Here is a 10,829-nt window from a genome sequence, read left to right on the forward strand (position 1 = left end):
AATCCTGCCAGCCGGACGACGGGACCCTCGCTGGCCGTACCGGGGGCGAGCAGGCATGATTTCCGCTGCGGGTGTCGCGGGTGGGGCACGCGGCGGGTCGGGGCGCGACGAGGAGGCACAGTGGCACGGCGGAGGCTGGGGTTCTGGCAACGGTTCGCCGTGGGGCTGGTCAAGCCGGTGATGACCGTCTGGACCCGGCGGACCTGGCGCGGCCAGGAGCACCTCGCCTCCGACGGCGGGATGATCATCGTCGCCAACCACATCTCGCACGCCGACCCGCTGGTCTCCGCGCACTTCATCTACGACTCCGGGCGGTGGCCGCAGTACCTGGGCAAGGCCAGCGTGTTCCGGGTGCCGGTGGTCGGGTGGATCCTGCACCGCTGTCGGCAGATCCCGGTCGAGCGCGGCAGCGTGGACGCCGTCCGTTCGCTCGACAGGTCGATCGCCGCGCTCGACGAGGGGGGCGCGGTGGTGATCTACCCGGAGGGCACCACCACCCGGCAGCCGGACCTGTGGCCGATGAAGGCAAAGACCGGCGCCGCCCGGCTGGCCCTCGCCACGGGCGCACCAGTGGTGCCGCTGGTGATGTGGGGGCCGGAGCGGATCTTCGACCCGCGGACCAGCCGGCTGAACCCACGCCCCCGGATCCCGGTGACAGTGGTCGCCGGCGAACCTGTCGACCTGAGCCGCTGGGCGGGCGCTCCGCCGACCCGGGCCACCCTCGAGGAGATGACGGACGCCATCATGCTGCGGCTGCGGGACATGCTCGTCGAGATCCGTGGCGGCACCCCGCCGCCGTTGTGGGAGCGACCCATCCGACCGTCCGTCGAGCGCCACCACGGTGAAGCGGCATGAGCGGCCACGTCGCGGTGCTGGGCGCCGGCTCCTGGGGCACCGCCTTCGCCAAGATCCTGGCCGACGCGGGGCGGGACGTGACCGTGTGGGCCCGCCGCGCCCCGGTGGCCGAGAGCATCCGCGCCGAGCGGCGCAACCCGGAGTACCTGCCGGACCTGCTGCTGCCCGCCCGGGTCACCGCCACCACCGACGCCGTCGAGGCGATCAGCGGCGCCGAGGTGGTGGTGCTGGCCGTGCCCTCGCAGACCCTGCGCGGCAACCTCGCCGAGTGGGCCGGGCACCTGCACCCGGACGCCACACTGGTGTCGCTGATGAAGGGCATCGAACTCGGCACCACCAAGCGGATGAGCGAGGTCATCGTCGAGACCGCCCGGGTGGCCGCGGACCGGGTGGTGGTGGTCTCCGGCCCGAACCTGGCCCCCGAGATCGCCGCCGAGCAGCCGGCCGCCACGGTGGTCGCCGGCACCAACAACGACCGCACGGCCCTCGTGCAGTCGTCGATCCGGACGCCGTACCTGCGTCCGTACACCAACGACGACGTGATCGGCTGCGAGTTGGGCGGCGCGGTCAAGAACGTGATCGCGCTGTCGTACGGCATCGCCACCGCGATGGGCTTCGGCGACAACACCCGAGCCATGCTGATGACCCGGGGGCTGGCCGAGACGGCCCGCCTCGGTGTGGCGCTCGGCGCGGACCCGATCACCTTCGCCGGCCTGGCCGGCATGGGCGACCTCGTCGCCTCCTGCTCGTCCCCGCTGGCCCGCAACCGCACCTTCGGCGAGCACCTGGGCCGGGGCGAGACGCTGGAGCAGGCCCAGGCGGCGACGCGACAGACCGCCGAGGGAGTCAAGAGCTGCCTCGCGATCCGTGACCTGGCCCGGGCGCACGGGGTGGAGATGCCGATCACCGAGCACGTCGAACGGATCTGCCACGAGGGGATGGACCCGCGCCTCGCCGTGGACACGCTGATGAGCCGAACCGCCAAGCCCGAGTCGTACGAGTGAGGGAACCGATGAGCGAACTGGGAGACGGCACCCGCTGCGTACGCGCCGGCCTGCCCGAGCCGGCACCGGGCGACCCGTTCCTGCCCGGTCCGGTCTTCGCCGCGCCCTACCACCTCGACCCCTGGCAGGGCCAGGGCACGTCGCCTAACGGCTACGGCCGCCCGGACAACCCGACCCGGCGGCTGCTGGAGGCCGCCGTGGGCGAGTTGGAGGGCGGGGACTGCCGGGTCTTCGCCAGCGGTCAGGCCGCCATCACCGGGACGCTGCTCACCCTGCTGCGCCCGGGGGACACCGTGGTGCTGCCCACCGACGGCTACTTCCCCGTCCGGGCGTTCGCCACCGCCGTGCTGGAGACGATAGGCGTGCGGGTGGTCTTCGTGCCGACCGTGGGGCCGTACCCGTCCTTCGAGGGGGTCCGGCTGGTGCTGGTGGAGACCCCGGCCAACCCGGGTCTCGACGTGGTGGACGTGGCGGCCCTGGCGGAGCGGGCGCACGCCGCCGGCGCCCTGCTCGCTGTCGACAACACCACTGCCACCCCGCTCGGGCAGCGCCCGCTCGACCTCGGCGCCGACCTGGTGGTGGCCTCCGGCACCAAGGCGCTCACCGGCCACTCCGACCTGCTGCTGGGCTACCTGGCCAGCCGGTCCGCCGAGGTGATCGAGGCGGTGACGCTCTGGCGTACCGGCACCGGCTCGGTCCCGGGCGCGTTCGACGCCTGGTTGGCGCACCGGTCGCTGGCGACCCTCGACCTGCGGCTGGCCCGGCAGAGCGCGAACGCCGCAGCCGTCGCCGACCTGCTGGCGGCCCGGCCGGACGTGACAGGTCTGCGCTGGCCGGGGCTGCCGGCCGACCCGGCGTACGCGGTGGCCTCGGCGCAGATGCGCCGGATGCCCGGGGTGCTCTCGTTCGACCTGGGTGACGCCGACCGGGTGGCCCGCTTCGTCGAGGCCGCGCGGCTGGTGGCGGCGGCCACCTCCTTCGGGGGTCTGCACACCACTGCCGACCGGCGGGCGCAGTGGGGGGACGACACCGCCCCCGGCTTCGTCCGGCTCTCCTGCGGCGTTGAGGACACGGCCGACCTGGTGGCGGACATCACCGCCGCCCTCGACGCCGCCGGGCCGGCCTGAGGGGTCCTGTGACGTTGAGCGACCGATCCGCCCTGGTACGCCGGCTGCGCGCCGCAGGCTGCGTGTACGCCGAGGACGAGGCGGAGCTGCTGCTTGCGGCTGCGGACTCCCCGGCGACGCTTGCCGATCTGACCGCCCGCCGCGTGGCCGGCGAGCCACTTGAGTACCTGCTCGGTTGGGCCGAGTTCTGCGGCCTGCGGATCGCCGTCGACGCGGGCGTCTTCGTGCCGCGCGGCCGGACGGCCCTGCTCGTCGACGCGGCAGTCGAGCTGACCGGCCCGACGCCGGCAGTGGTCGACCTCTGCTGCGGCTCCGGGGCCACCACCGTCGCGCTGGCACGCCGGCTCGCGCCGCGCTGGCTCGCCGCCGCCGACATCGACCCGGCGGCAGTCGCCTGCGCCCGCCGCAACCTCGCCGGCCTGCCCGCCGAGGTGTACGAGGGCGACCTGTTCGCGCCGCTGCCGGCGCAGTGGCGGGGGCGGCTCGACCTGGTGGTGGCCAACGCCCCGTACGTGCCCACCGACGCGGTGGCGCTGATGCCGCCGGAGGCGCGGCTGCACGAGGCCCCGGTGGCGCTCGACGGCGGGCCGGACGGGCTCACCGTGCTGCGCCGGGTGGGCGTCGACGCGGCGCACTGGCTGGCACCCGGTGGACACCTGGTCGTCGAGGCCGGCACCACGCAGACCGACGCGCTCTGCGACGCGTTCCGCGCGGCAGGGCTGGTTCCGAGCGTGCGGCACGACGAGGATCGGGACGCCACGGCGGTAACCGCCCGCCGTCCAGCCTGACCTCGCCCGTGGGTGCTGTGGCACCCCACCCGGTTTCGGTGGGCGGGCGTGGCGGGGGAGCCGGGTTGGCACTAGCCTCGGCTCACACTCACGAGGGCGGGAGGCGGTTTCGGTGGGCAGCGCAGGGGTGCCGGTGGTCGTCGGCCTGGACAACGGTGGCACCAGCAACAACGCCACCGTGCTGACGCTGGACGGCCGTTTCCTGGTCGACGGCCTGCTGGAGATTCCCAGCGAGGTACGCGCCGGGCCGGACGCGGCGATCGAGGCGCTGGCCCGGGCGCTTGACGGCGCCCTGGCGCAGACCGGCGTGCCGCGCGAGTTGGTCCGGGCGGTCGGGCTGGACACGCCCGGCCCGGCCAGTGCCACAGGCGTCATCTCGTCGCGCGGCTCGACCAACTTCTCCCAGCCGGCCTGGCGCGGCTTCGACGTGCGGGGGGCGCTCCAGCGGCGGCTAGGCCTGCCGGTGATCTACCACAACGACGGCAACGCGGCCGCGCTCTACGCCCACCACGTGTACTTCGGCGACGAGGCGATGAGCCGCTCGTCGGTCTCGGCGATCGTCGGCACCGGCCTCGGCGGTGGGGTGATCGAGAGCGGCAGGGTGATCGCCGGCGCGGCCGGGATGGCCGGCGAACTGGGCCACGTGCACATCCCGCTGAACGGGCTGCTCGGCCCGGGGCAGTCGGAGCCCACCTGCGCCTGTGGCTTCACCGGCGACGTGGAGAGCGTCGCCTCGCTTACCGGTATCGAGCGCAACCTGCTGCCGTACTGGCTGACCCGCCATCCCGACCACCCGCTGGCGGCCGAGCCGGTGGCGCGGGCGGCGAAGCTCGTGCGGGGCTACGGCGAAGCCGGTGACGAACTGGCCCGTGGCCTCTTCGGCCAGCAGGCGATGGCGCTGGGCCGCCTGTTCACAGTGGCGGCCAACTTCACCGACCCGCACGCGTACTTCGTCGGGGGCGGGGTGGTCGAGGCGGCGCCGGAGTTCCGCGACTGGTTCCTGGCGAAGGTCCGCGAGCACACAGTCCTGCGCGAGGAGCAGGCCGCGGTGGCCACCTTCGCGCTGGTGCCGGACCGCGACATGGCCGGCGCCCGGGGCGTGGCGATCGCCGCCCTGGAGGCGCTTCGCGCGGTGCCCGAGCCCCGCCCGCTTGTCGCCTGAGCACTCGCTCGTCGGCCCGCTCGCTCGCTGCGTACCTGTGCCGCGCCCCGCGCTCCGGGCTGTGCGAGTCCGGAACGCGGGGCGGCGGGCCGTCGGTGGTCGGGGGCCGGGTTCGGTAGGTGCTCCGGTCAGGGGCGTGGCGGAGCCTGGGCGAAGGCCGCCCAGGCCGCCGGGGGGAACAGCAGGGCCGGGCCGGCCGGGTCCTTGGAGTCGCGGACGGCCACCAGTCGGGGGATCGTGGCCACCTCCACGCAGGCGCCCTCATCGCCGCTACGGCTGCTCTTGCGCCACGCCGCCGCGGCCAACGCCGCTGTGATCGTCGGTGTCATCGGTCCTACCGTCCCTTCAGGACTGACAGAAGCTTCGCCCGGCTGTCCGCCGGACTGAGCGCCACGCTGCGCAGATGCTCCATGATCTTGGTGCAGGTACGTGTCTCGCCCGCGCGGTCGAGGATCATCTGACCGGCGACGGTCTCCACCGAGGCGATGATCGGGTCCTCCGGGTCGGCGAACTCCAGGATGTGCAGCGAGCCTCGGGTGCCCCGGTGGTAACCGGCGGAGAGTGGGATCACCTGGACGGTGATGTTCGGCAGTTCGGCCATCTTGACGAGGTGCCTTAGCTGGCCGTCCATCACCGACGGGTCGCCGACCGGGCGCAGCAGCGCGCCCTCGTCGATGATCGCGTCGAGGATGGGTGGTGTGTCGGCGGTGAGCCGCACCTGGCGGTCGAGGCGGACCTTGACCCGCTGCTCGACCAGCTCGTCGCTGAGGGTGTGCGGGCCGCCGCGCATCACGCCGCGGATGTAGTCGGCGGTCTGCAGCAGGCCGGGCACCACCGACGGCTCGAAGTTGGCGATGGCGGTGGCCTCCGCCTCCAGGGCGATGAAGTCGATGGTGCGCGGGTCGAGCAGGTACGAGTACGACACCCACCAGCCCGGTTTGCGGGCGTCCTTGGCGAGCTGCACCGCGGCGGCCACCTCCTCGGAACTCACCCCGTACGAGGTGAGCAGGGCGCGCACGGTGGCCGGGCTGATGAGCGTCTGGGCGTTCTCGTAGCGGGAGAGGGTGCTGCGGGTGCTGTTGATCTCATCCGCGGCGGTCTCCAGTGTCAGCCCGGCGGCTTCCCGGTGGTGGCGCAGGGCGATGCCGAGTCGGCGGGCGCGGGCGGTCTTCGGGGCCATGCATCGATGGTCGCACACATTCATGGGAACGGGTACATGAGAGATGGCCGATGAGAGTTGCATTCATGGCTGTAGACGTGTCAATCTGTCATCGCGTCCTCACCGCCGGTTGTCGTGGCGACGGTGGTGGTGAGCGACCGGAGGGGATAGGGCGCGCGGTGATCGGGTTTCTCCCCCGTACCCGATCGCCGCGTGCCGTCCGTTCCCGACCGCCGGAAGGAGACGACGTGCGTACCGATCCGAAGTCTCCTGCCCCGCAGCGCGAGGGCCGGCGATGACCCGCTTCCTGGTCGTGCTCACGGACGTGCGCCCCGTCGAGGGCATCGACCGCAACGAGCGCGTCGCCCCCGAACGTCGCCGCCAGGTGGTCGGCGCCAGCAGCAGGGAGGCCGCCGACCGGATCGCCGGGGCGTTCATGGCGCTCGGCATGGTGCGGGCTGGCCGGCAGCGGGTGAAGGTGATCGCGGTCGGCCGGCGGCACACCGGAGACTGAGCAGCGCCCTGGAGCATTCCGTCACGCACCGTATATGCTCCGTTGACCGATTGCGTGTCGGTCCGTGGCTCGCCGGGTATCGCCCCGCCTGATCGCCACGCACAGTAAGGTCAACCGCGTGAGCGCCACCGGCGAGCACGACCAGCCGCAGTCGCGTACGAAGAGGTGACCGGAGTGACCACCCCAGGCAAGACCCGCGTGGCGATCGTCTTCGGCGGTCGCAGCCCGGAGCACGGCATCTCCTGCGTCAGCGCCGGCAGCGTGTTCGGGGCGCTCGACCCGGACGAGTACGAGGTGGTGCCGGTGGGCATCACCCGCGCCGGCCAGTGGGTCCTGACCAGCGGCGATCCCGCCCAGCTCGCCATCAACGCCCGCCAGCTTCCGGAGATCACCGCCGACTCGGGCGCGGACATCGTGCTGCGCGCCGACCCGACCGGCAACGGGCTGATGGTGCTCGACCCGACCGAGGGCCCTCGGGCGCTTGCCGACGTGGACGTGGTCTTCCCGGTCCTGCACGGCACGTACGGCGAGGACGGCACCATCCAGGGCATGCTGGAGATGGCCGGCATCCCCTACGTGGGGGCGAACGTGTTCGCCTCCGCCGCCGCGATGGACAAGGAGTTCACCAAGAAGCTCTGCGCGGTCGAGGGCATCCCGGTCGGCGCGTACGCGGTGCTGCGCAACGGGATGACGCTTGGCGAGCAGGACAAGGAGCGACTCGGCCTGCCGGTCTTCGTCAAGCCGTCCCGCGCCGGGTCGTCGTTCGGCATCACCCGGGTCACCGACTGGGCGCAGCTGGACGCCGCGGTCGCCACCGCCCGGCAGTTCGACCCGAAGGTCATCATCGAGGCCGCGATCGTCGGCCGCGAGATCGAGTGCGGCGTGCTGGAGGGCGAGGCCGGTGGTGCCCCCGAGGCGTCCGTGCTGGCCGAGGTGCGGGTCGTCGCCGACCACGACTTCTACGACTTCGAGGCCAAGTACCTCGACGACTCCTGCGAGTACGACATCCCGGCCGGACTGCCGGACCGGGTGACCCGCCAGGTGCAGGAGTACGCCGTCCGCGCGTTCACCGCGCTTGACTGCGCCGGCCTGGCCCGGGCCGACTTCTTCGTCACCCCCGAGCTGGACGTCTACCTCAACGAGATCAACACGATGCCCGGGTTCACCCCGACGTCGATGTTCCCCCGGATGTGGGCGGCCTCCGGCCTGGAGTATCCCAAGCTGGTCAACCGGCTGATCCGTACCGCCCAGCGGCGCGGCGTCGGCCTGCACTGAGCCGCCTGCCCCGACGCGTGGCCCGCCGTTGCGGGCCGCGCGTCAGTACGTCAGCGCTGGCAGCCGGCGGGGACGGCCCCGCCCGAGGGCACCGACGCCACGATCGCGCTGGAGATCGGCGAGGCCCACTGCAACGGCTGCTCGTACGAGCGCGGAATGCGGACGGTGACAGGCGTCTCCCGGTCGACGGTGGTGAGCACCGTCACGTCGGCCTCCTCGACGGGGTGCCAGCAGACCCGATTCACCACCCAGACCTCGTCGGTGGCCGGGACCGTCGGTTCGGTGCCCCCACAGGCCACGGTGAGCGCGGGGTCGCCGTACGCGGCGTTCTGCTCCGGACCCGCGGTGACCGGGCGCTGGGCCAGGTCACGGATGGTCTGCGGCAGTTGGGAGAGCAGCGCGCGGCAGACCGTGGCCGGACGCTCGGCCAGCGCCGGGGCGGCCATCTCGACCGGAGCGGTGGACTGCACGCGTGCCGTGCTCGCCGAAGGGCTCGGCGCGGCGGCCGGCGTGTCCGGGGCGAGCTTGGCGAAGGCCAGCACGGCCACCAGCAGCGTGACCGGCAGTGCGATCAACGTGGCCAGCAGGGCGGCGCCCCGGATGGTCCGGTCCCGGCCGGCCGGCGCGTCGGCGCCCGGGTCGGCGCTCTCACGGATACCGTCAGCCGGCTCGGGCGTTCCGTCAGTCGGCTCGCGGTTCCCGTCGTCGTCCAGGGCAGCCGAGGAGGTCGTCATCTCGTCCACTTACAGCCGCACCACCGAACACGTGAGGGTGCGGGTGATGCCGGGCACCATCTGCACCTTGCTGACGATCAGTTTGCCGAGCTCGTCGACGGTGTTCGCCTCGGTGAGGACGACCACGTCGTACGGCCCGGTGACGGCGTCGACGCGTACCACGCCGGCGATGTCCGCGATGAGACCCGCCACGTCACGTGCGCGGCCGACCTCGGTCTGGATGAGGATGTACGCCTGTACCACGACTCGACCTCCGTCCGTCGCCGCCCGGGAGCGGCCCGAAGGGTGAAACTACCTTACGGACCAGGTCTGATCCCTATCGGTGGTCAAGGAGCAGCGGTGAGCGAGCGCGGCGGTGCCGGGCAGCACGGGCGGAACGCCGGCGGTGGGGCCAGCGTGGCCGGGATCGGCGAGTTCGGGCTGATCGGGCGGGTCACCGCCCGGTTGGCGATGGGCCCGACGACACTGCTCGGCCCGGGTGACGACGCGGCGGTGGTGGCCGCGCCGGACGCCCGGGTGGTCGCCTGCACGGACGTGCTTGTCGACGGGCGGCACTTCCGGCGGGACTGGTGCTCGGCGGCGGACGTCGGCCACCGGGCCGCAGCGGCCAACCTGGCCGACATCGCGGCGATGGGCGCCACCCCGACAGCCCTGCTGGTCGCTCTGTGCATGCCCGCCGACCTGGAGACGAGCTGGGCGGAGGGCCTGGCCGACGGGCTGGCCGCGGAAGCCGCCACGGTCGGCGCGAGCGTGGTCGGCGGGGACATGTCGGCGAGCCCCACCCTGACCATCGCGGTCACCGCGCTGGGCGACCTCGGCGGCCGGGCGCCCGTGGTGCGCTCCGGCGCCCACCCCGGGGACGTGCTGGCCCTGGCCGGCCGCATCGGGTACGCGGCAGCTGGGCTGACCGTGCTCACCCGGGGGTTCCGCACCCCCCGGCTGCTTGTCGAGGCGTACCGGCGGCCGCAGGTCGCCTACCCGGCCGGGCCGCAGGCCGCCCTGCTCGGCGCGACCTCGATGATCGACGTGTCGGACGGGCTCCTCGCCGACCTCGGGCACGTGGCACGGGCCAGCGGTGTGGCGATCGACGTGCACCGCGACGCGTTCGAGGTGCCCCGGCAGATGGCCGACGCGGCGCAGGCGCTCGGCGTCGACCCGTACACCTGGATTCTCGCCGGTGGCGAGGACCACGCGTTGGCCGCGACCTTTCCCCCGACGGTGGCGTTGCCGCCGGAGTGGCGGCCCATCGGTCTGGTGACGGAGGGTGCCGAGGTGACAGTCGACGGCGGCGCGTACGACGGGCCCCGGGGCTGGGACCACTTCCGCTGACGCCGGGAGCCCGCCGTATTCTGGGCACTGTGAGTGAGATCGAGATCCGGGTCGTGCGGTTCGACGCGCCGGTGGCGCAGCAGTTGATCCGGGCCGCGCTGGCGGACCTGGCGACCCGTTACGGGGGTACCGGCGACGACACCCCGGTCGCCGCCAACGAGTTCGAGCCGCCGGACGGCGCGTTCCTCGTCGCCTACCTGGCCGGTGAGCCGGTCGGCTGCGGCGGCTGGCGCAGCCACGGCGCGGACACCGCCGAGCTGAAGCGGATGTACACCGCCCCGGCGGCCCGTGGGCGTGGCGTGGCGCGGCGGGTCCTCGCGGCCGTCGAGCGCTCGGCCCGCGAGCAGGGCCGCAAGCGGATGGTCCTGGAGTGTGGGGACAAGCAGCCCGAGGCGATCGCCATGTACGCGTCCGCCGGTTACGACCGGATCCCGAACTTCGGCTTCTACAAGGACGCGGAGGGCTGCCTCTCCTTCGGCCGCACACTCTGACCGGCCGGTGCCCACCCGAGGGTGGACACGACAGAGCCGGCGGACCGCAGGGGGCCGCCGGCTGAGCCGAACGAGAAGAGTTGGTGCTGCCGCGTCAGGCGCGGGTGACCTTGCCGGCCTTGATGCACGAGGTGCAGACCTGCAACTTCTTGGTGTTGCCGCCACCGGCCGGGGTACGCACCGACTGGATGTTCGGGTTCCAGCGGCGGTTGGTCCGCCGGTGCGAGTGGGACACGTTGTGGCCGAAGCCCGGTCCCTTGCCACAGACGTCGCACACGCTAGCCACGGGATACTCCTGGGATTGAAACGTTCATGAGGTCGCCGGCAGGTGCTGCCCGGGCGACCTGGTCAGGTTACCCGATGACTCGCCGGACCGGCCAACCGGCCCGGT

The 10,829-nt window shown here is 73.1% G+C and carries 14 protein-coding genes; 9 read left to right on the plus strand and 5 right to left on the minus strand.

Annotation, left to right across the window (positions count from 1 at the left end; genetic code table 11):
* The first annotated feature begins 120 nt into the window (after positions 1–120).
* From ACLQ26_RS10150 to ACLQ26_RS10170, 5 genes are all read left to right on the plus strand, one after another.
* On the plus strand, positions 121–855 hold the full coding sequence (locus ACLQ26_RS10150; protein WP_425744188.1) for a lysophospholipid acyltransferase family protein: 735 nt from the start codon (positions 121–123) through the stop codon (positions 853–855).
* Positions 852–1,859 carry an NAD(P)H-dependent glycerol-3-phosphate dehydrogenase gene (locus tag ACLQ26_RS10155; RefSeq protein ID WP_425744189.1) on the plus strand — a complete coding sequence of 336 codons (1,008 nt, stop codon included), beginning with the start codon at positions 852–854 and terminating at the stop codon, positions 1,857–1,859. The genes ACLQ26_RS10150 and ACLQ26_RS10155 overlap by 4 nt, the downstream gene beginning before the upstream one ends.
* Before the next feature lie 8 nt (positions 1,860–1,867).
* Positions 1,868–2,986, plus strand: a complete 1,119-nt coding sequence (locus ACLQ26_RS10160) for a cystathionine gamma-lyase (protein WP_425744190.1) — start codon at positions 1,868–1,870, stop codon at positions 2,984–2,986.
* Positions 2,987–2,994: 8 nt separating this feature from the next.
* Entirely contained in the window at positions 2,995–3,774 is a 780-nt protein-coding gene (locus tag ACLQ26_RS10165; protein ID WP_425744191.1) for a putative protein N(5)-glutamine methyltransferase, read from the plus strand.
* Positions 3,775–3,886: 112 nt separating this feature from the next.
* On the plus strand, positions 3,887–4,936 hold the full coding sequence (locus ACLQ26_RS10170; RefSeq protein WP_425744192.1) for an ROK family protein: 1,050 nt from the start codon (positions 3,887–3,889) through the stop codon (positions 4,934–4,936).
* A gap of 128 nt (positions 4,937–5,064) precedes the next feature.
* Here the strand turns inward: ACLQ26_RS10170 and ACLQ26_RS10175 are convergent, their stop codons facing one another.
* The gene (locus tag ACLQ26_RS10175; protein WP_363679374.1) at positions 5,065–5,265 is read right to left on the minus strand and encodes a DUF397 domain-containing protein; all 201 of its coding nucleotides are present in this window, start codon (positions 5,263–5,265) and stop codon (positions 5,065–5,067) included.
* A 5-nt stretch (positions 5,266–5,270) separates the two neighbouring features.
* On the minus strand, positions 5,271–6,116 hold the full coding sequence (locus ACLQ26_RS10180) for a helix-turn-helix domain-containing protein (RefSeq protein ID WP_425744193.1): 846 nt from the start codon (positions 6,114–6,116) through the stop codon (positions 5,271–5,273).
* 274 nt (positions 6,117–6,390) lie between these two features.
* On the opposite strand from ACLQ26_RS10180, the gene ACLQ26_RS10185 reads away from it, so the two are divergent.
* The gene (locus ACLQ26_RS10185; protein ID WP_363679378.1) at positions 6,391–6,609 is read left to right on the plus strand and encodes a hypothetical protein; all 219 of its coding nucleotides are present in this window, start codon (positions 6,391–6,393) and stop codon (positions 6,607–6,609) included.
* 174 nt (positions 6,610–6,783) lie between these two features.
* Positions 6,784–7,884 carry a D-alanine--D-alanine ligase family protein gene (locus ACLQ26_RS10190; protein WP_425744194.1) on the plus strand — a complete coding sequence of 367 codons (1,101 nt, stop codon included), beginning with the start codon at positions 6,784–6,786 and terminating at the stop codon, positions 7,882–7,884.
* A 50-nt stretch (positions 7,885–7,934) separates the two neighbouring features.
* Here the strand turns inward: ACLQ26_RS10190 and ACLQ26_RS10195 are convergent, their stop codons facing one another.
* Together ACLQ26_RS10195 and ACLQ26_RS10200 are read right to left on the minus strand one after the other, a co-directional pair.
* Entirely contained in the window at positions 7,935–8,618 is a 684-nt protein-coding gene (locus ACLQ26_RS10195; RefSeq protein ID WP_425744195.1) for a DUF3515 family protein, read from the minus strand.
* Positions 8,619–8,627: 9 nt separating this feature from the next.
* Entirely contained in the window at positions 8,628–8,861 is a 234-nt protein-coding gene (locus ACLQ26_RS10200) for an Lrp/AsnC ligand binding domain-containing protein (protein WP_007456453.1), read from the minus strand.
* Between the two features lie 153 nt (positions 8,862–9,014).
* Here ACLQ26_RS10200 and ACLQ26_RS10205 point away from each other — a divergent pair, with 153 nt between their 5' ends.
* Both ACLQ26_RS10205 and ACLQ26_RS10210 read left to right on the plus strand, forming a co-directional pair.
* Positions 9,015–9,947 (plus strand): thiamine-phosphate kinase, encoded by a 933-nt coding sequence (locus tag ACLQ26_RS10205; RefSeq protein WP_425744402.1) that lies wholly within the window; start codon positions 9,015–9,017, stop codon positions 9,945–9,947.
* Positions 9,948–9,976: 29 nt separating this feature from the next.
* Positions 9,977–10,438 carry a GNAT family N-acetyltransferase gene (locus ACLQ26_RS10210; protein ID WP_425744196.1) on the plus strand — a complete coding sequence of 154 codons (462 nt, stop codon included), beginning with the start codon at positions 9,977–9,979 and terminating at the stop codon, positions 10,436–10,438.
* 94 nt (positions 10,439–10,532) lie between these two features.
* On the opposite strand, the gene rpmB is transcribed toward ACLQ26_RS10210, so the two are convergent.
* Complete coding sequence (gene rpmB / locus ACLQ26_RS10215; RefSeq protein WP_007456456.1) at positions 10,533–10,724, minus strand: 50S ribosomal protein L28; 192 nt, start codon at positions 10,722–10,724, stop codon at positions 10,533–10,535.
* Positions 10,725–10,829: the final 105 nt, after the last annotated feature.

Source organism: Micromonospora sp. DT43 (assembly GCF_049841645.1).
Taxonomy (GTDB): domain Bacteria; phylum Actinomycetota; class Actinomycetes; order Mycobacteriales; family Micromonosporaceae; genus Micromonospora.

Bases quoted from the DNA above. Each gene is read 5' to 3' on its own strand.
- ACLQ26_RS10160 (WP_425744190.1), top strand. From the start codon at position 1,868: ATGAGCGAACTGGGAGACGGCACCCGCTGCGTACGCGCCGGCCTGCCC.
- ACLQ26_RS10195 (WP_425744195.1), bottom strand. From the start codon at position 8,618: ATGACGACCTCCTCGGCTGCCCTGGACGACGACGGGAACCGCGAGCCG.
- ACLQ26_RS10155 (WP_425744189.1), top strand. From the start codon at position 852: ATGAGCGGCCACGTCGCGGTGCTGGGCGCCGGCTCCTGGGGCACCGCC.
- ACLQ26_RS10185 (WP_363679378.1), top strand. From the start codon at position 6,391: ATGACCCGCTTCCTGGTCGTGCTCACGGACGTGCGCCCCGTCGAGGGC.
- ACLQ26_RS10180 (WP_425744193.1), bottom strand. From the start codon at position 6,116: ATGGCCCCGAAGACCGCCCGCGCCCGCCGACTCGGCATCGCCCTGCGC.
- ACLQ26_RS10175 (WP_363679374.1), bottom strand. From the start codon at position 5,265: ATGACACCGACGATCACAGCGGCGTTGGCCGCGGCGGCGTGGCGCAAG.